Raw genomic sequence first — 18,490 nt, 5'->3', positions numbered from 1 at the left:
TGATTCTGTTGTTGATGCCGCTTTTTATGTGACTGCCCACTCGCAACCGTATCGCCGCGCTCTTACGGGCACCTTACGCAAAATACGGGCCATAAGCCCGCATCCCGCGGGAACGTGCGGCAAACGTGGCAGCAACGGCATCGACAACCGACAGCGCAATACGCAACCGGCCGGCCAGCGCGTCCGCCTTGCGGCACGCTATGACCGGAACTTCATAAGAATATCAGTTGCGGCGGCCGCACGCGCCCTCAAGCGGCGCGGCGCGCCAGGCCGCGCGCCATGTCCACGCGCGACAGCAGCGCCAGGCCGCCGACGAAGAACAGCCCGGTCACCAGGATCGCCAGGCGATGGTTGCCATGCGTGGCCCAGGTCACCAGGCCATAAGTGAGCGGACCGATGACCGCGGCCAGTTGCACCGCGAAGGTCCACAGCGAAAAGAACTCCGCCAGGCGGCCGGCCGGCGCCAGCGCGCCGGTCATGGCGCGGCCCGCGCTCTGGGTCGTGCCCATGCACAACCCGGCCAGCGTCGCCGCCACCCAGAACACCGGCGCCGTCACGGCCGCGTAGGCCACCAGCACCATCAGGATCCAGCCGCATAGCGTGATCGCCAGCGCCGGCTTGTGGCCGATGCGATCCTGCACATAACCGAACGAGAAGGCGCCCGCCGCCGCGCCGATGTTCACGGTGAACACCAGCAGCATGATCTGCGGCGTGGTGAAACCCATGACCTCGGAGGCATACACCGCCGCCAGCGTGATCACGACCGAGATGCCGGCCTGGTAACAGGCGATGCACATCAGCAGCCGGCGGAACTCCGGAAAATGCTGCCCGGTGTCGCGCCAGGCGTAGGCCAGCCGCTTGAGCATGGCCAAGGCCGCCTGCGGCTCGCCGCTGGGCCGCGCCCGTTCGCGCAACAGAAAGAAGGAAGGCAAGGCCGCCAGCGCGAATACCGCACAGGTCACCAGGATGACGCGCGGCACGAAGTGCTCGGCGTCGAGCCCGTCGGCCTCGGCCAGCTTCACCACCACCAGCGACAGGCCCAGCGTGAGCATGCCGCCGCAGTAGCCGAAGCTCCAGCCCCAACCCGATACCCGCCCCAGCGCCGATGGCTTGGCCAGCTCGGGCAGGAAGGCCGCCACCACGGACTCGCCGACGCAATAGCAGTAATTGGAGATGACGATCGCGGCCAGCGCCAGCCACACGTCGCCCGGCCCCGCCTGGGTCAATACCAGGGTGGCGGCCACGCAGCCGATGGTGCTGCTGTAGAGCAGCCGCCGCTTGCCGGCGCGGGCATCGGCGCGCGCGCCCAGCGTCGGCATGGTCAGCATGATGAGCAGATAGGACAGCGACAGCGCGGCCGTCCAGGCCAGCGTGGCCCACGGCGCGCGGCCGCCGACCACGCCGACGAAGTAGGTGCTGAACACCGCCGTGAGAATCACGGTGGTGTAGCCGGAATTGGCGAAGTCATACATGGCCCAGGCCCAGACTTCGCGCCTGGCCACGCCGGGGTTCAGCGGACTGCCGCCCGCCTCCCCCGCGGCAGACACGGCCGCGCCGGCGGGCGCCTGCCGTGGCGTTTCCTGGCTCACAGGCCCAGCGCGGCGATGCCCGCCTGGGCGATCAGGGCGTCTTCGGTCGACTTCACGCCCGACACGCCGACGGCGCCCACCACGTGGCCGTTGGCCACGATCGGCACCCCGCCTTCCAGCATGCCTTCGATCAGCGGCGCCGACAGGAAGGAATAGCGGCCGTTGTTGATGATCTCTTCGTAGACGCGCGATTCGCGCCGGCCCAGGGCCGCGGTCTTGGCCTTGGCCGGCGCGATGTGCGCGGAAATCGGCGCGGCGTCGTCCAGCCGCAGCATGCCCAGCAGGTGGCCGCCATCGTCCGACACGGCGATGGTGACGGCCCACTTGTTCTGCAGGGCGTGTGCTTCGGCCGCGGCCAGGATTTTCTTGACGTCTTCGGCGTTCAGCACCGGCTTGGTATTCATTGCAGCGACTCCTTGATCTGTTCGAGGGCGGTGGGATCTTCGATGGTGGTCAGGTCGCCGGGATCGCGGCCTTCGCATACCGCGACAATGGCGCGGCGCAGCACCTTGCCCGAACGGGTCTTGGGCAAGGCGCCCACGAACCGGATCCGGGCCGGTCGCGCCACCGCGCCCAGCTGATCTTCCACCAGCCGCATGATATCCGCTTCCAGCTGCTTTGCGCCCTCCGCCGTCTCCGCCGCCGCGGGATTCTTCAGTACGGCGAACGCCATTGCCACCTGCCCCTTGAGCGCATCGGCCATCCCCACCACGGCACACTCGGCGATGCCGCTGTGGCTGTTGACGGATTCCTCGATCTCGCGCGTGCCCAGGCGGTGGCCGGCCACGTTGATCACGTCGTCGGTGCGGCCCAGGATGAACCAGTAGCCGTCCTTGTCGACCAGCCCCCAGTCGAAGGTGGAATACACCTGGCGGCCCGGGATCGATGTGAAATAGGTCTGCACGAAACGCTCGTCATCGCCCCAGATGGTCGACATGGCGCCCGGCGGCAACGGCGGCACAATGGCCACCACGCCCTTCTGGTCGGGCCCCAGATCCTCGCCGCTGGATTCGCTGACGATGCGCGCGTCGAACCCGTAGACCGGAAACGACGGACTGCCGAAACGGGTCGGCACCGTTTCGACGCCCGGCTGCGCCGACAGGATCGGCCAGCCGGACTCGGTCTGCCAATAGTTGTCGATGATGGGCTTGCCCAGCCCTTCGGAGATCCACTGCGCGGTGGGCTCGTCCAGCGGCTCGCCGGCCAGGTACACCGCCCGCAAGGTCGACAGGTCATGTTTTTTCAGCAGCGCCGGATCCTGGCGCTTGAGCACCCGCACCGCCGTCGGCGCCGAGAACAGCGTGTTGACGCCGAATTGCTCCACCAGCTTCCACAGGATGGCGCCGTCCGGACGTACCGGCGTGCCCTCGTACAGCACCGTCGCCTGCCCACCGATCAGCGGGCCGTACACGATATAGGAATGCCCCACCACCCAGCCGATGTCGCTGGTGCAGAAGAAGGTATCGCCGGCCTGGCCGTTGAACAGATATTCCATCGACGAGGCCAGCGCCACGGCGTAGCCGCCCGTGTCGCGCTGCACGCCCTTGGGCTTGCCGGTGGTGCCCGACGTATAGAGGATATAGCTGGGCTCGGACGACTCCAGCCAGGTGACCGGCACGTGCGCTGCGCGCCGGGCGGCGCGCAACGTGGCATAGTCCAGATCGCGCCCGGCCACCGGTTCGAACGGCGCCAGGCCGCGGTCGAATACCACCACCGCGGCCGGCGGCGTCTTGCACAGCGCAAGCGCCCGGTCCAGCAGGGGCTTGTAGGGCACCACCTTGCCCGCGCGCGAGCCCGCATCGGTACACACGATGACCTTGGGCGCCGCATCATCGATACGCTGCGCCAGATTGACCGACGCGAACCCGCCGAACACCACCGAATGCACCGCGCCGATGCGGGCGCAGGCCAACATGGTGAAAACCGCCTCGGGCACCATCGGCATATAGACCAGTACGCGGTCGCCGCGCTCCACGCCGAGGTCCCGCAGCATGGCCGCGGCGGCGTTCACCTCCTCGTAAACCTCCTGGCGGGTATACACGCGTTCACGCTCGACCTCGGTCGACACCCAGATCAGGGCAGGCTTGTCCGCCTGGGTCGGCAGCCAACGGTCAACGGCGTTGTAGCAGAGGTTGGTCCTGCCCCCCACAAACCACTTGGCGAATGGCGGCCGGGAGAAGTCCAGGACGGACTCGAACGGCGTTTCCCAGTGCACCCGGCCCGCCTGCTCGCGCCAGAAGGCATCGCGGTCATGAACCGAGCGGTAATGGAAATCCCTGGTTTTTTGCATTTTTGTCTCCTGGTATCGTGCATACGCCTTATGGCTGATTGCTTTCTTTTTGAATCCTTCGGTCATTTTGGTTGGCAAACCTTGCACCAGGCTTGCCACAAGTCAAAAAATTCTGCCACGCGTCCACGCCGCACGGGCGCCGGACTGGTTACAGTAACGAACCAGTCTTAAAAGTTTGGTAGAATCCCCGCGAAGTTGTACATAACGTATCCGTTGGTTGGCTGCTTGATTCCAGCCGTTCAGATGTTTTTCAGCGTTTTTGACGCTTTATGACAGCTGAACGCCTGAGTTGCGCCGCGACCTTCCCCAGGCGAATGCATCGACACTCCACCAACGCGCGACTGAACTCCCCCTCTGGCCAGGCAAACCGCGGTCTGCGTTTGCTGGCGCTGGCGGCGTGCGTCGCGGGTCTGGCGGGTTGTGCGGGCACACATCAGAAATCCAGCGCCTACACGTCCGAGATCGATCCCTACGAAACCGAATGGGTCGCCACCGCGGACGATCCCATCGGTATGCTGGTGGTGCAGAAATTCAAACGCGAGCGCCAGCGCAGCCAGGCCAGCGGCGTCAGCAGCGACAACGCGCTGGTCAGCGAAGCACTCAACTACCTGGGCATCCGCTACCGCTTTGGCGGCAACTCACCCGATACCGGGTTCGATTGCAGCGGCCTGGTGACCTATACCGCCGAACGCTCGCTGGGCCTGAAGCTGCCCCGCAATGCCGCCGAAATCGCCCAGCAAGGCGTTTCCGTCTCCAAGAGCGAACTCAAGGCCGGCGATCTGGTCTTCTTCAACACCATGGGCCGCCGCTACTCCCACGTCGGCATCTACCTGGGCGACGACCGCTTCGTGCACTCCCCCAGTTCCGGCGGCGTGGTGCGCGTCGAGAACATGACCCTGGCCTACTGGTCCAAGCGCTACAACGGCGCCCGCCGCATCGACACCAGCCTCGTCGCCACGGCGCGCGCCTCCAACTGAACGCCCCGGCATTCTGACCAGCCGGCCGGCCCGGCGCCATCCACCATACCGCGGCCCCTGCGGCGAACACGCACGACCGCCCTGAACAGCAAAACGCCGCCGGACTTTCCAGTCCGGCGGCGTTTTTCCTCTTCGCGGCCCGGGGCCGCGGGCCTTTGCGGCCTCCCCAGTTTGTCAATCTTGCGGGCGGCGCACAGGAATCAATGGACGGCCGCGACGCCCGCGCACAGGCCGCACTGCTGCAGGGCCTGCTGCATGCTGCACACCGAGCGGCGACAAGCCACCACCCGGATACCGCCGCGCTGGGCCGCATTGCGGAAGGTCTTCATGACGTTGTGACCCAGGAAATCCGTCAGCAGGATGACCAGCTGGGTGCCGGAGGGCAACTGCAACGTTTTCTTCTGGTGCGAGGGATCACGGCCGCTGATGTGGTGCGTGATCGAAATATTGTGTCCTTTGAGCAGATCCGGGATGTTGCCGAGCCTGTCGGCGCCGACTACCACTGCACTCAATCCTGCCGTCATGTTGAACCTCACTGGGTCGTTGAGAGACTGGATGTAATGATAATGATTCCTATTTTTTAGTCAACTCAAATGAGATCAGTTCTTATTTAATAATTTTAATGAGCTTGCGCGAAGGGATAGCGAGTCCGCCCCAGCCGCGCTGCCGGCTGGGGCCCGCCGCCCCCGGACCAGGCAAGAAAAAGGCGGCTCCCGAATGGGGAACCGCCTGGGGAAAACCGCCTGCGTGCCGGCGTCTGGGGCCCTGCTATTTCGGCGTGCCCTGCACCGCGTCGGTCACGACCGCGCGGGTCAGGGACGGCGCCAGCATTTCCAGGAAGGTGTACACATAGTCCCGCAGGAACACGCCGGCCTTGACGCCCACGCGCGTGGTGTGCGTGCCGAACAAGTGGCCCACGGGCAGCCCCACCAGGTTCGAATCGCGCCGCGGGTCATAAGCCACCCCGGCAATGATGCCGATGCCCAGGCCCACATCCACGTAAGTCTTGATCACGTCGGCATCAATGGCTTCCAGGACGATATCGGGATGAACCCCCTGGTTGGCGAAGATCTCGTCGATCGTGCTGCGGCCGGTGAAGGCGCGGTCGTAGGTGACGATGGGATATTCGGCCAGTTGCGCCAGCGACAGGCGCTTGGCCGCACTGGAGGTCAGCTCGGCCAGCGGGTGATCGGGCCGCACCACCACGGTATGCTCCCAGGCGTAGACCGGCAGGGTCGCCAGCCCCGGCGTCAAGGCCAGCGACTCGGTCGCCAGCGCCAGGTCGGCCTGCTCGTGCAGCACCATTTCCGCCAGTTGCGCGGGGCTGCCTTCGGCCAGCGACAGGTGCACCTTGGGGAATTGCTTGCGGAACGCCGGGATCACGCGCGGCAGCAGATAGCGCGCCTGGGTGTGGGTGCAGGCGATCACCAGCCCGCCTTCGTCGCGGCGCGCGAACTCGTCGCTGACCTTCTTCAGGTTGTCGACCTCGCGCATGATGCGGTCGATCACCTGGGACACCGCCAGGCCGGGCTTGGTCAGCCCCTTGATGCGCTTGCCGTGGCGTTCGAAGATCTTGATGCCGAGCTCGTCCTCGAACTCGATGATCGCCTTGGACACGCCCGGCTGGGAGGTATAGAGCATCCGGGCGGCTTCGGTCAGGTTGAAGTCGCGCCGGATGGTTTCGCGCACGAAACGGAATTGCTGCAGGTTCATGAATTGGCCCCTGGTAGACGGGCCAATTATAAGTAATAAGGACGCCTTTATATATTACTTATAAATATAAGCTTAGGCACAAGGCGTCCCTCTTTCAGCGCATCGAGATCGTGGTGTTCACGGTTTTGGCATGCGCCGACCAGCGCGCCGTGACCGTCTTGGTCTGGGTCCAGAACTGCACCGCCTGCTTGCCGTTGGGGCCCAGGTCGCCCAGCTTCGAGCCGCGCGAACCGGTAAAGCTGAACCAGGCCACCGGCACCGGAATCGGCACGTTGATGCCGACCTGGCCGACGTCGATGTTGTTCTGGAAGTAACGCGCCGCGCCGCCGTCCTGCGTGAACAGCGCGACACCGTTGCCATTGGGATTGCGGTTGACGAATTCGACCGCCTCTTCCAGCGTCTCCACGCCCACCACGCACAGCACCGGGCCGAAGATCTCCTCGGTGTAGATGGTCATGTTTTCGGTCACGCCGTCGAACACGGTCGGGCCAACGAAGTTGCCCTGCTCGAAACCGGCGACCTTCAGATTGCGGCCGTCCAGCAGCAGCTTGGCGCCTTCGTCCACGCCCTTCTGGATCAGGCTTTCGACACGCTTCTTGGCATTCGGCGACACCAGCGGGCCCAGGTCGGCGGCGCGATCCATACCCGAATTGACCTTGAGCTTCTTGGCGCGCTCGACGAAATCAGGCAGCCAGTTGCGGGCGTCGCCCACCAGCACGGCGACGGAAGAAGCCATGCAGCGCTGGCCGGCGGCGCCGAAGGCCGCCCCCACCAGTTGGTTCAGCGCCACGTCCGGATCGGCGTCCGGCAGGATCACGCAGTGGTTCTTGGCGCCCATCATCGACTGGCAGCGCTTGCCGGCGGCCGAGGCGCGGTTGTAGATCTCGGTGCCGACGCGGGTTGAACCGATGAACGACACCGCCTTGATGTCAGGATGCTCGCACAGGCCGTTGGCGGTATCCGGGCCGCCATGCACCACGTTCAGCACGCCCGGCGGCAGGCCGGCTTCCAGCGCCAGCTGGGCCAGGAACAGCGACGCGGTCGGGTCCTGCTCGGACGGCTTGAGCACAAAGGTATTGCCGCAGGCCACTGCGATCGGGAACATGAAGCACGGCAGCATCACCGGAAAATTGAACGCGGTGATGCCGGCGCACACGCCCAGCGGCTGGATCAGGGTGTAGACGTCAATGCCGGAGGCGGCGTTCTCGGCGTATTCGCCCAGTTGCAGGTTGGCGATCGAGCAAGCGTGCTCGACCACTTCCAGGCCGCGGCCGACCTCGCCTTCGGCATCCGGCAGGGTCTTGCCGTGCTCGCGGGTGATCATCTCGGCCAGCTTGCCGGTGTTGGCGCGCAGCAATTCCTGGAACTTCAGCATAACGCGCATGCGCAGGCCCTGGCCGCTGTTGCGCCAGGTCTTGAAGGCTTCCTTGGCATTGGCGATGGCCTCGTCCAGTTCCTCGCGCGTGGCGAAGGGCACCTTGGCCACGACCTCCTGGGTGGCGGGGTTGATCACGTCACGCCATTCGGTGGTCTTGGACTGTACGAGCTTGCCGCCGATCAATAGCGGAACGCGGGGGACTTCACTCATTTGATGCTCCTCACACTGCATAGTCGATGCGGATGGAATCCGCGTTCTTGGATCTCGCGCGGGCGCCGCCGGACTGCCCCGGCGGCGCCACGCCTTACTTCTGCACCAGCGGGCAGGTCGAATCGGCCAGCGGCTGGAAAGCCTCGGACGCCGGAATGGTCGCCACCAGCTTGGAATAGTCCCAACCGCCCTTGGATTCGGACGGCTTCTTCACTTCATACAGATACATGTCGTGGATCACGCGGCCATCGGGACGGATCGAGGCGTTGCGCATGATCGGATCCTTGATCGGCAGCGCGCGCATCTTGTCCGCGACCACCTTGCCGTCGGTGCTGCCCGAAGCCGCCACCGCGCGCAGGTAATGCAGCACGCTGGAATACACGCCGGCCTGCGTCATGGTCGGTTTCAGGCCACGGAAGGCCTTCTCGAAGCGCGCCGACCACTGACGCGTGGCGTCGTCGTAATCCCAGTAGAAGCCGTCCACGTACGACAGGCCCTGGGCGCTTTCGAGCCCCAGCGCGCGCAGGTCGGACAGGAAGATCAGCAGCGACACCAGGCGCTGGCCGCCGGCCACGATGCCGAACTCGCGCGCCTGCTTGACCGCGTTGACCGTGTCCTGGCCGCCGTTGGCCAGCGCCACCACCTGCGCCTTGGAGCTTTGCGCCTGCAGCAGGTAGGACGCAAAATCCGGCGCGTTGAGCGGATGGCGCACGCTGCCGACGACCGTGCCGCCCAGCGCCTTGACGGCCTTGGCGGTGTCGGCCTCGAGCGAATGGCCGAAGGCGTAATCGACGGTGATGAAGTACCAGGACTTGCCGCCCGCCTTGACCGTGGCCTTGGCGCCGCCGGCGGACTGCGAGTAGGTGTCGAACATCCAATGGAAACCGACCGGCGAGCACTCTTTGTTGGTCAGGGCCGTGGTGGCCGGACCGGAGAACATCACCACCTTGTTCTTCTCGCGCGCGATGCCCTGCACCGCCAGCGCCACGGCCGAATTGGTCAGGTCGGCGATGGCGGTGACGCCGTCGCGGTCGAACCACTCGCGCGCCTTGGCCGCGCCCACGTCGGCCTTGTTCTGGTTGTCGGCCGACACCAGTTCGATCTTCATGCCCTTGCATTCCGCGGCCAGGCAATCGTCGATGGCCAGCTGCGCCGCCGCCACCGAACCGGGCCCGCCCATGCCGGCGTAAGTGCCCGACATGTCGGTCAGGACGCCGATCTTCACTGGCGGTTTATCCGCCGCATACGCCTGACCCAACAGCGCTGCGCCCAGACACAAGCCTGCGGCCAGCCCGCGTGCGTGCAATTCCATGGATTTGTCTCCTGAGTGTTATGCGTTATGGCGCCGTCTTTGCGGCCTGCCGCTCCCGGGGGTTGCCCCAGGGCTGCCGACCCAGTGTAGATGTGTGAAAATCAACAAGCAACACCAGAAATGCACATTCCTTGTGCATCAATGCACAATCATGTCAGAGGCGAAAAACGTGCTGGATTGGGACAGCCTGCGGTATTTCCTGGAAGTCGCGCGGACCCAGCGCGTCAGCGCCGCGGCGCGGCGGCTCGGGGTCGAGCACACTACCGTGTCACGGCGCATCCGCGCCCTGGAAACCGAACTGGACACCCTGCTGTTCGAGAAATCGCGCAGCGCCGGCTTTGTCCTGACCGAGGACGGCCAGCGCCTGTTCGTACATGCCGAGCAGATGGAAAGCACCGTGCACAGCGCCCGCGAGGCCCTGTCGGGCATCGGCCAGGCGCTGTCCGGTCACCTGCGCATCGGCGCCACCGAGGGCTTCGGCAGCTACGTACTGACGCCGCTGGCGGCCGATTTCCAACGGCGCTATCCGCACATCACCCTGGACATTCTGCCGGTGCCGCGTTTCGTCAGCCTGTCCAAGCGCGAGGCCGACCTGGCCATCACCATCGAGCGCCCCCAGCGGGGCCCGTATGTCTGCAGCAAACTGTGCGACTACACGCTGCGCCTGTACGGCACCCCCGAGTATCTGGCGCGGCACCCGCCGATCCGTGACCGCGCCGACCTCGCCAGCCACAGTTTCATCGGCTATGTCGACGAGCTGCTGTTCAGCGAACGGCTGCGCTACCTGGAAGACCTGCTGCCGGCCAGCCGGGTGGTGTTGCGCAGCACCAGCGTGGTGGCGCAGTACCACGCGGCGCTGCAAGGGCAGTCACTGGCCATCCTGCCCTGCTTCATCGCGGCGCAGGACCCGCGGCTCAGGCCGGTGCTGGAAACCGAAGTGGAGATCACGCGCTCGTTCTGGATGTATTGCCACGAGGACCTGCGCAAGCTCAAGCGCGTGACGGTGCTGTGGGAATTCATCCGCAAGTCGGTGCTGAAGAATGCCGATCTGCTGGCTGGCAAGCGCGGCACGATGAAATACCTGCCCTGAGGGCGAGCCCCGGGGCAGGTCAGGCGGCGCCGGTGGCGCGAAGCGTCCTCAACTGTTCTTGGGCGCCTTGACGCGCAGCCGCCGCGCCAGCAGGAACGCCGTGAAGGCCGCGACGATCAGGTGGATCGCCACCGTGCCCACGCCAAAACTGAGCTTGCCGTTGGAAATCCAGGCACGCGACAGGTTGATCAGGTTCATGTACAGCAGGCCCACCAGGCCGGCGATCAACAGGTCGCCGGAACGGCCCAGGCGCGGATTCACGGCACCCAGCGGGATCGCCAGCAACGCCAGGTTGAGCGCGGCCAGTGGCAGCGAGATGCGCCACATCACCTGCGACCAGCTGCTGGTGGTGTTATCGGCCATCAGTTGCGGCGTGGTGCGGGCCTTGGCCGAGCGTTCGGCGGCGGCGCGCGCGGCCGCAACGGGATCGTCGCCCCCCTTGCTCTCCAGGCGCAGCCCGTATTTGTCGAAGTGCACCAGGCGGATCTCGGGCGTGCCCGGCTTCAGGTCGTAGCGATGGCCCTCGCCCAGCACCAGGAAGCGGTCGCCATTGGGCAGGGTTTCGCTGTGGGCGCTGCTGGCGGTCAGCACGCTGAGCCATTCCGGCCCGGTTTCGCGCGCGAACACATTGCCCAGCTCGTCGGAGGGCTTGGCCGGATCCTCGGCGAAGAACACGCGGTTGCCGCCCGCCGATTCCGCGAACTGGCCCGCGGTGACCTTGGACAGGTCGGAGCGCTGCTCGAAGCGTTCGTGGTATTCGCCGATCTGGCGATAGGCCCAGGGCGCGGCCACCAGCGTCAGTCCGGCCACCGCGATGGCCACGGGAACGGCAACGCGCAGCACCGGCTTGAGCCAATCGGCCAGCGACAGGCCGCTGGCGAACCACACCACCATCTCGGATTCCCGGTAGTTGCGCGTGACCGTGGTCAGCACCGCAATGAAGACCGACACCGCCAGGATGGTCGGCAAGGCCGTGATGGTGGACAGCGCGGCCAGCACGAGCACGACGTCCGCCCCGATGTTGCCACCCGCGGCTTCACCGAGCAGGCGCACCAGCAGCACGCTGAGCCAGACGATGAGCAAGGTGGAAAAGACGACGCCAGCGTGACTGGTGATCTCGCTGACGACAGAGCGTTTGAATAGAGACATGGGAGAATATGCGGGATAATCGACCGCATCATACAGACGCACACGGGAAACCCTCATGGAATTTAGCACACAGACCACCGCTTCCCTGCACCAGATCAAAACCGCCGCGCTGGCGATCGGGGTCTACGCCGACGGCGTGCTGAGCCCCGCCGCCGACCTGATCGACCGCGCCTCCAACGGCGCCGTGCGCGCCGTCGCGAAGAACGAGTTCCGCGGCCGCGCCGGGTCCACCCTGGTGCTGCGTTCCCTGCCGGGCGTGTCGGCCCAGCGCGTGGTGCTGGTCGGCCTGGGCAAGCAGGACGAGTACTCGGCCCGCGCCCACGCCTCGGCCGAACAGGCCTTCGCCGCCGCCTGCGTCGCGGCCCAACTGACCGAAGGCGTGTCCACGCTGCTCGCCAACCCGATCGCCGACGTGGCCGTCATCGCCCGCGCCCGCAGCGCCGCCATCGCGGCCGGCAGCGCCACCTATCACTATGACGCCAGCTTCGGCAAACCGGACCGCGACGCCCGCCCCAAGCTCAAGAAGATCGTGCAGATCGTCGAACGCGCCGACGCCGCCCAGGCTCAGAAAGGCCTGCGCGAAGGCGCCGCCATCGCCAACGGCATGGACCTGACCCGCACCCTGGGCAACCTGCCCGGCAACATCTGCACCCCCACCTACCTGGGCGACACCGCCAAGCGCCTGGCGCGCGAGTTCAAGTCGCTCAAGGTCGAGGTCATGGACCGTAAACAGGTCGAGGCCCTGGGCATGGGGTCGTTCCTGTCGGTGGCGCGCGGCTCCGAGGAAGCGCTGCGCTTCATCGTCCTGCGCCACGCCGGCAAGCCCGCCAAGAAAGGCGCCAAGGCGGCGCAAGGCCCCATCGTGCTGGTCGGCAAGGGCATCACCTTCGATGCCGGCGGCATCTCGCTCAAGCCCGCCGCCACCATGGACGAAATGAAGTACGACATGTGCGGCGCCGCCAGCGTGCTGGGCTCGTTCCGCGCCCTGGCCGAACTGGAACTGCCGCTGGACGTGATCGGGCTGATCCCGGCCTGCGAAAACCTGCCCAGCGGCAAGGCCAACAAGCCGGGCGACGTGGTCACCAGCATGGCCGGCCTGACCATCGAGATCCTCAACACCGATGCCGAGGGCCGCCTGGTGCTGTGCGACGCGCTGACCTACGCCGAGCGCTTCAAGCCGTCCACCGTCATCGACATCGCCACCCTGACCGGCGCCTGCGTGGTGGCCTTGGGCCACGTCAACACCGGCCTGTTCACCAAGGACGACGCGCTGGCCGAGGCCCTGTCGACCGCCGGCCGCCAGGCCCTGGACACCGCCTGGCGCATGCCGATGGACGATGCCTACCAGGACCAGCTCAAGTCCAACTTCGCCGACCTGGCCAATATCGGCGGCCCCCCGGCCGGCGCCGTCACGGCCGCCTGCTTCCTGTCGCGCTTCGCCAAGTCGTACCGCTGGGCCCACCTGGACATCGCCGGCACCGCCTGGAAGAGCGGCAAGGACAAGGGCGCCACCGGCCGCCCCGTGCCGCTGCTGATGCAGTTCCTGCTGGACCAGGCTTGAACCGCCGCGCACGGAAACCGGCATGACGCGCATCGACTTCGCTTTCGGCGCGCCCGACCGCTTGCGCATGGCCTGCCAGGTGGTGCGCAAGCGCTATCTGGCAGGCCAGCGCCTGGTGGTGTACTGTAGGGAAGGTTCGCGCCTGGCGGCTTTCGACCGGATGCTATGGGCCTTCGACGACACCTCGTTCGTGCCGCATGTCCTGGCCAACGATCCGCTGGCGGCCGAAACGCCCGTCATCCTGACGGCCAGCGACCCATGGCAGGCGGCCCAGGCCGCGGTGGCTGACGGCCAGCCGCAGCCCTGGCTGCTCAATCTCGACGACACGTGCCCTCCGGGCTTCGAAGCCTTCGAGCGCCTGCTCGAGATCGTCTCCGACGACCCCGATGACAAGCAGGCCGCGCGCCAGCGCTGGCGGGCATACCAGGGCGCCGGCCACACGCCGCACAGCCACGACCTGAGCCAGCGCCAATCGGGCGCCTGAAGTCCCGCGCCGCGAGCGCCTTTCACCTTTACGCCCCGCGCCGCCCCCGGGCGACGCCATCTCGATTCCCGGGAGCCTTCCATGCCCCACTATCCCTCCGACGCCGGCATCCCCACCCTGACCCAGCGGGCCGAGCCCACGCTGGCACCGTACCAGCCGCCGCCGTCGGCCGGCTCCACGCCGGCCTCCCCGGCACACGACGTTGGGCGCCCGGATGCCGGCGACACCTGGCCGGTGCTGACCGATGTGGCCGACGACGACGTGCCGCTGTTGACCGACGTGGCCAATGACGAGGAACCGGCGCATCCGGCTGGCAGCGCCGCGCCCCTGCCGCGCGAGCCGCTGACCGAAACGCCCCCCTCCCCGATCCTGGCGGCGCGCCTGCAGGCCGAGATCGAGCAGGCCATGCGCCTGGCCCTGGCCGACGCCATCAGCCAGGTCCAGGCACGCTTGGATGCGGAACTGCCCGCCATCGTGGCGCGGGTGATGCGCGAGGTCAGGCCCGGTTGAATCCGCGACGAACGCCCCCACCATGCGATCATGCGGTATCGACGCGCGTCCCCCGAGCGTCAATTCCTCCAAGAACTGGATTCTTCAGGGAACTGTAAGGTATCCTTGGCATCTAAGCCTTCTAGGCAAATCACTTTCTGCCGTAAACAGGAGTCCTCCATGAACGAATATCGTCCGTCCCCTTTTAACCGTTCCGGCGCCCTGGCCGGCGCGCCGGGCGAGGTCGCGCGCAACAAAGTCCTGCGCAACACCTATTGGCTCCTGGCGCTCTCGCTGATCCCGACCGTGCTGGGCGCGGCCGTCGGCCTGTACACCGGCATCAACCGTGTCATGGGCGCCAGCCCGGGCCTGTCCGCCATCGTGTTCCTGGTGGGCGCCTTCGGCCTGATGTTCGCCATCGAGAAGAACAAGAACAACTCGCTGGGCGTGGTCCTGCTGCTCGCCTTCACGTTCTTCATGGGCGTGATGCTGTCGCGCCTGCTCGGCTTCGTGATGGGCTTCAGCAACGGTTCGCAGCTGGTGATGACGGCCTTCGGCGGCACCGCGGTCGTGTTCGGCACCATGGCCACGCTGGCCACCACCATCAAGCGCGACCTGTCCGGCCTGCAGAAATTCCTGTTCATCGGCGCGGTCGTGATCCTGGTCGCCGCGCTGGCCAACATCTTCCTGCAGTTGCCTGCCTTGATGCTGACCATCTCGGTGCTGGCCATCGTGATCTTCTCGGCGTTCATGCTGGTCGACCTGCAGCGCGTCGTGAACGGCGGCGAAACCAACTACGTGTCCGCCACGCTGGCCATCTACCTGGATGTCTACAACGTCTTCTCGAACCTGCTGATGCTGCTGGGCATCTTCGGCGGCAACCGCGAATAAGCGCGCGCCGCGCTACAGTCGCAAGGGCCTGCATGCAATATGCGGGCCCTTTTTCATTGGAGCGAGCCATGCCCGACCGCCGTCGATTCCTGCAGGCCGCTGCCTGCGCCCCCTTGCTGGCCCAGCCCTGGACAGCAAGCGCCCTGACCACGCGGCAGCCGATGCTGGCCCGCCCGATCTGGTCCACGGGCGACATGCTGCCGGTGATCGGCCTGGGCACTGCCGACACCTTCAACGTGCCGCCCTCGGACGCGGCAGCGATGGCGCCACTGGCGCAGGTCGTGGATGCATTGCTGGCGGCGCGCGGCGCGCTGATCGACACCGCCCCCAGCTACGGCCAGGCCGAGGCGGTTACCGGCGCGCTGCTGGCGCGCGAGCCGGACCGGCGTCCATTGGTGTTCCTGGCCACCAAGATCAGCACCCAGGGCCACGAGGCGGCCCGGCGCCAGATCGAGAACTCGCTGCGCGCGCTGCGCACGCAAAAGCTCGACCTGATCCAGGTCCACAACCTGATCGATACTCGCAACCAGTTGGCGCTGCTGCGCGAACTCAAGCAGCAGGGCGTGACGCGCTACATCGGCATCACGCACTACACCGACGCCGCCCATGACGAACTGACCGGGCTGGTCGAAAAGGAGCGGCCCGACTTCGTGCAGATCAACCTGTCGGTGGGCGCGCGCAATGCCGAAAAGCGCCTGCTGCCGGCCTGCCAGGCCAATGGCGTCGCGGTGCTCATCAACCGGCCGTTCCAGGATGGCGCGCTGTTCCGCCAGGTCAGGGGCCGGCCGCTGCCGGACCTGGCCGCCGAAATCGGCTGCACGTCGTGGGCGCAACTGTTCCTGAAGTTCATCATTGGCCATCCGGCCGTGACCGCCACCATCCCCGCCACCTCCAAGCCCGCCAACATGGCGGCCAATGCACAGGCCGGTTTCGGCCGCCAACCAGACGCCGCCTTGCGCGAACGCATCGCCGCCCTGCTGGACTGAAACCATGCGAGCCGGCGATTCCTGGCGCCGCCGGGCGGCGCAAGCGCTGGGCATCGAGACCGGCGAGCTGGCGGCCGGCGCCTGCGGTTTCGCCTTTTTCTTTTTCCTGTTCTGCGGCTATTTCATGCTGCGCCCGCTACGCGAAACCCTGGGCATCCAGGCGGGTGTCGACCAGTTGCAATGGCTGTTCACCGCCACTTTTCTTGCCATGCTGGCGGTGGTGCCGCTGTTCGGCTGGCTGTCGGCCCGGGTCGCGCGCGCCGCGCTGGTGACCTGGGCCTACGCCGCCTTCGCCATCACCATGGCCTGCTACGCCGCGCTGTTCCATTGGCGGCCGGACGGCATCTGGGCCGCGCGCAGCTTCTACGTCTGGCTCTCGGTCTTCAATCTGTTCGTGGTCTCGCTCGGCTGGAGCCTGATGGCCGACGTGTTCCGCATGGACTCGGCCAAACGCCTGTTCGCCTTCATCGCCGCCGGCGCCAGCGCCGGCGGCCTGTGCGGTCCGCTGCTGGGCGGCCTGCTGGCCGGCACGCTGGGGCCGGCGGGCCTGCTGCTGCTGTCGGCTCTGTTGCTGGCAGCGACGCTGCCGCTCAAGCGCTGGCTGCTACGCTGGCGCGCCGCAACGCGCTCGGACGCCGACACCACCGAGCTGGCGGCGCCGATCCGCGGCGCCACCCTGGCCGGTCTGGCGCGGGTGTTCCAGTCGTCCTATCTCCTGGGCATCGCCGCGCTGGTCCTGCTGCTGGCGACGCTCAGCACCTTTCTCTACATGGAGCAGGCGCGGCTGGTGGCCGCCGCATTCCCCGACACGGCGCAACGCATCCGTGTCTTCGCCGTGCTGGACTTCACTGTCCAGGCGCTGTCGCTGTTGTCGCAATTGTTCCTCACAAGCCGGCTCGCCGCCCGGCTCGGGGTGCGCTTCCTGGTGGCGGCGGTGCCACTGGCGATGGCGCTGGCCTTCCTGCTGCTGGCGGTCCATCCGGTATTCACCGTCCTGGCCGGCGCCATGATCCTGCGCCGCGTGGGCGAATACGCCTTGGTCAAGCCCGGGCGCGAGATGCTGTTCACCGCGGTATCGCCCGAGGACAAATACAAGGCCAAGAACGTCATCGACACCGTGGTCTACCGTGCCGGCGATGCGGCCAGCGGCTGGGTCAAGGCGGGCATCGACGCGCTCGGCCACGGCGTGGCGCTGATCGCCTTGCTCGGTGTGCTGTGCGCGCTGGCCGCGGCGACGCTCGGCTACGGATTGGGGCGCCGGGCCGATCGGCAAGCGCCCTCCAATTCTTAGGTTTTCCAGAATGACCATCTGATTCAACCAAACGGATTTCGGCCGTTGCCGCCGCACAATAGCGCAGCCCTCAACGTTCCGGGAACCGCCATGACACGCATCGCCAGCCTTGCCGCCCTGTTGCTCAGCCTGACCGCCGCGCCCGCGCTGGCCGATTATCCCGAACGCCCGATCACGCTGATCGTGCCCGCCGCCGCCGGCGGCAACGCCGACATCACCGCCCGCCTGATCGGTCAGGAAATGGCGCGCCAGCTGGGCCAGGCGGTGGTGGTGGAAAACCGTGTCGGCGCCGGAGGCCGCATCGGCACGCAGGCGCTGGTGCGCGCCGCGGCCGATGGCTACACCATCGGCTACGCCCACGTCGGCACGCTGGTGCTGCATCGCTATCTCTTCAAGCAACAACTCTACGACCTCGACCGAGACATCGTCCCCATCGGGCTGGTGGCCGAGACACCGAACGTCATCGTCGTCAAGGCAACCTCGCCCTATCGCGATCTCAAGCACTTCATCGACGCCAGCCGCGCCCAGCCCGACCGATTGACCATGACCTCGGCCGACCCGGGCACCACCAGCGAAGTCGGCGTCAAATTGTTCATCGCCCAGACCGGCGCGGCTGTACGCCAGATTCCGTACAAGGCCACCGCCGCCCAACTGGCCGACCTGCTGGGCGGCCATGTGGATGCCATGATGGAAAACCTGCCGCCGCTCATCGGCAATCTGAAGGACGGCCGGCTGCGCGCCCTGGCCGTGACGACCCGGCGCCGCGCCGCCTCGAATCCCGATGTGCCGACAGTAGCCGAGCAGGGCTATCCCGATTACGAGCAATCGGCCTGGAGCGCCCTGGTGGCGCCGGCCGGCACCCCGCCCGCGGTGATCGCGCGGCTGAATACCGCCATGAATAAAGCCCTGCATTCGGACGCGATCGCCAGGGAATTGCGCAGTCGATCGCAAGAACCGCTGGGCGGCACGCCCGACCAGGTCAAGACCCAGATCCAGAAGGAATTGCCCAAATGGGAAAACATCATCAAGGCGGCCGGCACCACGCTGGACTGATGACCGACCGCCCCGCACGCCCCGGAG

The 18,490-nt window shown here is 66.7% G+C and carries 17 protein-coding genes; 9 read left to right on the top strand and 8 right to left on the bottom strand.

What is annotated here, in order from left to right:
* Positions 1–248: 248 nt before the first annotated feature.
* The 3 genes from HV701_RS11170 to HV701_RS11160 are packed head-to-tail and all read right to left on the bottom strand — an operon-like array spanning position 249 to position 3,945.
* Positions 249–1,589 (bottom strand): MFS transporter, encoded by a 1,341-nt coding sequence (locus tag HV701_RS11170; RefSeq protein WP_175133127.1) that lies wholly within the window; start codon positions 1,587–1,589, stop codon positions 249–251.
* Entirely contained in the window at positions 1,586–1,993 is a 408-nt protein-coding gene (locus tag HV701_RS11165) for a heme-binding protein (RefSeq protein ID WP_175133126.1), read from the bottom strand. Before HV701_RS11165 ends, HV701_RS11170 begins: the two co-directional genes overlap by 4 nt.
* Positions 1,990–3,945 carry a propionate--CoA ligase gene (locus tag HV701_RS11160; RefSeq protein WP_276529847.1) on the bottom strand — a complete coding sequence of 652 codons (1,956 nt, stop codon included), beginning with the start codon at positions 3,943–3,945 and terminating at the stop codon, positions 1,990–1,992. The genes HV701_RS11165 and HV701_RS11160 overlap by 4 nt, the downstream gene beginning before the upstream one ends.
* A gap of 248 nt (positions 3,946–4,193) precedes the next feature.
* Between HV701_RS11160 and HV701_RS11155 the strand changes: the two genes are divergently transcribed.
* Positions 4,194–4,856, top strand: a complete 663-nt coding sequence (locus HV701_RS11155; RefSeq protein ID WP_175133124.1) for a C40 family peptidase — start codon at positions 4,194–4,196, stop codon at positions 4,854–4,856.
* Between the two features lie 200 nt (positions 4,857–5,056).
* Here the strand turns inward: HV701_RS11155 and HV701_RS11150 are convergent, their stop codons facing one another.
* The 4 genes from HV701_RS11150 to HV701_RS11135 all read right to left on the bottom strand — a co-directional run bounded on the left by HV701_RS11150 (position 5,057) and on the right by HV701_RS11135 (position 9,469).
* The gene (locus HV701_RS11150; protein ID WP_175133123.1) at positions 5,057–5,380 is read right to left on the bottom strand and encodes a DUF2325 domain-containing protein; all 324 of its coding nucleotides are present in this window, start codon (positions 5,378–5,380) and stop codon (positions 5,057–5,059) included.
* A gap of 244 nt (positions 5,381–5,624) precedes the next feature.
* A complete protein-coding gene (locus tag HV701_RS11145; protein ID WP_175133122.1) occupies positions 5,625–6,569 on the bottom strand; it encodes a CysB family HTH-type transcriptional regulator in 945 nt (314 codons plus the stop codon).
* 94 nt (positions 6,570–6,663) lie between these two features.
* Positions 6,664–8,157 (bottom strand): CoA-acylating methylmalonate-semialdehyde dehydrogenase, encoded by a 1,494-nt coding sequence (locus HV701_RS11140; RefSeq protein ID WP_175133121.1) that lies wholly within the window; start codon positions 8,155–8,157, stop codon positions 6,664–6,666.
* 94 nt (positions 8,158–8,251) lie between these two features.
* On the bottom strand, positions 8,252–9,469 hold the full coding sequence (locus HV701_RS11135) for an ABC transporter substrate-binding protein (protein ID WP_175133120.1): 1,218 nt from the start codon (positions 9,467–9,469) through the stop codon (positions 8,252–8,254).
* A gap of 169 nt (positions 9,470–9,638) precedes the next feature.
* On the opposite strand from HV701_RS11135, the gene HV701_RS11130 reads away from it, so the two are divergent.
* Entirely contained in the window at positions 9,639–10,559 is a 921-nt protein-coding gene (locus HV701_RS11130) for a LysR family transcriptional regulator (RefSeq protein WP_175133160.1), read from the top strand.
* 48 nt (positions 10,560–10,607) lie between these two features.
* Here the strand turns inward: HV701_RS11130 and lptF are convergent, their stop codons facing one another.
* A complete protein-coding gene (gene lptF, locus HV701_RS11125) occupies positions 10,608–11,708 on the bottom strand; it encodes an LPS export ABC transporter permease LptF (RefSeq protein WP_175133119.1) in 1,101 nt (366 codons plus the stop codon).
* Positions 11,709–11,763: 55 nt separating this feature from the next.
* On the opposite strand from lptF, the gene HV701_RS11120 reads away from it, so the two are divergent.
* The 7 genes from HV701_RS11120 (at position 11,764) to HV701_RS11090 (ending at position 18,463) form a co-directional block, all read left to right on the top strand.
* The gene (locus HV701_RS11120) at positions 11,764–13,269 is read left to right on the top strand and encodes a leucyl aminopeptidase (protein ID WP_175133118.1); all 1,506 of its coding nucleotides are present in this window, start codon (positions 11,764–11,766) and stop codon (positions 13,267–13,269) included.
* A gap of 22 nt (positions 13,270–13,291) precedes the next feature.
* Complete coding sequence (locus HV701_RS11115) at positions 13,292–13,753, top strand: DNA polymerase III subunit chi (protein ID WP_175133117.1); 462 nt, start codon at positions 13,292–13,294, stop codon at positions 13,751–13,753.
* 81 nt (positions 13,754–13,834) lie between these two features.
* Positions 13,835–14,263, top strand: a complete 429-nt coding sequence (locus tag HV701_RS11110; RefSeq protein ID WP_175133116.1) for a hypothetical protein — start codon at positions 13,835–13,837, stop codon at positions 14,261–14,263.
* Between the two features lie 159 nt (positions 14,264–14,422).
* Positions 14,423–15,133 carry a Bax inhibitor-1/YccA family protein gene (locus HV701_RS11105; protein WP_175133115.1) on the top strand — a complete coding sequence of 237 codons (711 nt, stop codon included), beginning with the start codon at positions 14,423–14,425 and terminating at the stop codon, positions 15,131–15,133.
* Positions 15,134–15,201: 68 nt separating this feature from the next.
* Positions 15,202–16,119, top strand: coding sequence for an aldo/keto reductase (locus HV701_RS11100; RefSeq protein ID WP_175133114.1), 918 nt, complete (start codon positions 15,202–15,204; stop codon positions 16,117–16,119).
* A gap of 4 nt (positions 16,120–16,123) precedes the next feature.
* Positions 16,124–17,410, top strand: coding sequence for an NTP/NDP exchange transporter (locus HV701_RS11095; protein WP_175133113.1), 1,287 nt, complete (start codon positions 16,124–16,126; stop codon positions 17,408–17,410).
* A 90-nt stretch (positions 17,411–17,500) separates the two neighbouring features.
* Positions 17,501–18,463 carry a Bug family tripartite tricarboxylate transporter substrate binding protein gene (locus HV701_RS11090; protein ID WP_175133112.1) on the top strand — a complete coding sequence of 321 codons (963 nt, stop codon included), beginning with the start codon at positions 17,501–17,503 and terminating at the stop codon, positions 18,461–18,463.
* Positions 18,464–18,490 lie beyond the last annotated feature (27 nt).

It is taken from the genome of Achromobacter pulmonis (genome assembly GCF_902859765.1).
Taxonomy (GTDB): domain Bacteria; phylum Pseudomonadota; class Gammaproteobacteria; order Burkholderiales; family Burkholderiaceae_B; genus Achromobacter; species Achromobacter pulmonis.
This window is presented reverse-complemented; position numbering and strand designations above follow the sequence as displayed.

What these genes read in the sequence shown, in the direction of transcription:
- HV701_RS11150 (WP_175133123.1), bottom strand. Translation starts at nt 5,380, where the DNA reads ATGACGGCAGGATTGAGTGCAGTGGTAGTCGGCGCCGACAGGCTCGGC.
- HV701_RS11145 (WP_175133122.1), bottom strand. Translation starts at nt 6,569, where the DNA reads ATGAACCTGCAGCAATTCCGTTTCGTGCGCGAAACCATCCGGCGCGAC.
- HV701_RS11160 (WP_276529847.1), bottom strand. Translation starts at nt 3,945, where the DNA reads ATGACCGAAGGATTCAAAAAGAAAGCAATCAGCCATAAGGCGTATGCA.
- HV701_RS11090 (WP_175133112.1), top strand. Translation starts at nt 17,501, where the DNA reads ATGACACGCATCGCCAGCCTTGCCGCCCTGTTGCTCAGCCTGACCGCC.
- lptF (WP_175133119.1), bottom strand. Translation starts at nt 11,708, where the DNA reads ATGTCTCTATTCAAACGCTCTGTCGTCAGCGAGATCACCAGTCACGCT.
- HV701_RS11140 (WP_175133121.1), bottom strand. Translation starts at nt 8,157, where the DNA reads ATGAGTGAAGTCCCCCGCGTTCCGCTATTGATCGGCGGCAAGCTCGTA.
- HV701_RS11155 (WP_175133124.1), top strand. Translation starts at nt 4,194, where the DNA reads ATGCATCGACACTCCACCAACGCGCGACTGAACTCCCCCTCTGGCCAG.
- HV701_RS11135 (WP_175133120.1), bottom strand. Translation starts at nt 9,469, where the DNA reads ATGGAATTGCACGCACGCGGGCTGGCCGCAGGCTTGTGTCTGGGCGCA.
- HV701_RS11110 (WP_175133116.1), top strand. Translation starts at nt 13,835, where the DNA reads ATGCCCCACTATCCCTCCGACGCCGGCATCCCCACCCTGACCCAGCGG.
- HV701_RS11095 (WP_175133113.1), top strand. Translation starts at nt 16,124, where the DNA reads ATGCGAGCCGGCGATTCCTGGCGCCGCCGGGCGGCGCAAGCGCTGGGC.
- HV701_RS11105 (WP_175133115.1), top strand. Translation starts at nt 14,423, where the DNA reads ATGAACGAATATCGTCCGTCCCCTTTTAACCGTTCCGGCGCCCTGGCC.
- HV701_RS11120 (WP_175133118.1), top strand. Translation starts at nt 11,764, where the DNA reads ATGGAATTTAGCACACAGACCACCGCTTCCCTGCACCAGATCAAAACC.
- HV701_RS11165 (WP_175133126.1), bottom strand. Translation starts at nt 1,993, where the DNA reads ATGAATACCAAGCCGGTGCTGAACGCCGAAGACGTCAAGAAAATCCTG.
- HV701_RS11100 (WP_175133114.1), top strand. Translation starts at nt 15,202, where the DNA reads ATGCCCGACCGCCGTCGATTCCTGCAGGCCGCTGCCTGCGCCCCCTTG.
- HV701_RS11115 (WP_175133117.1), top strand. Translation starts at nt 13,292, where the DNA reads ATGACGCGCATCGACTTCGCTTTCGGCGCGCCCGACCGCTTGCGCATG.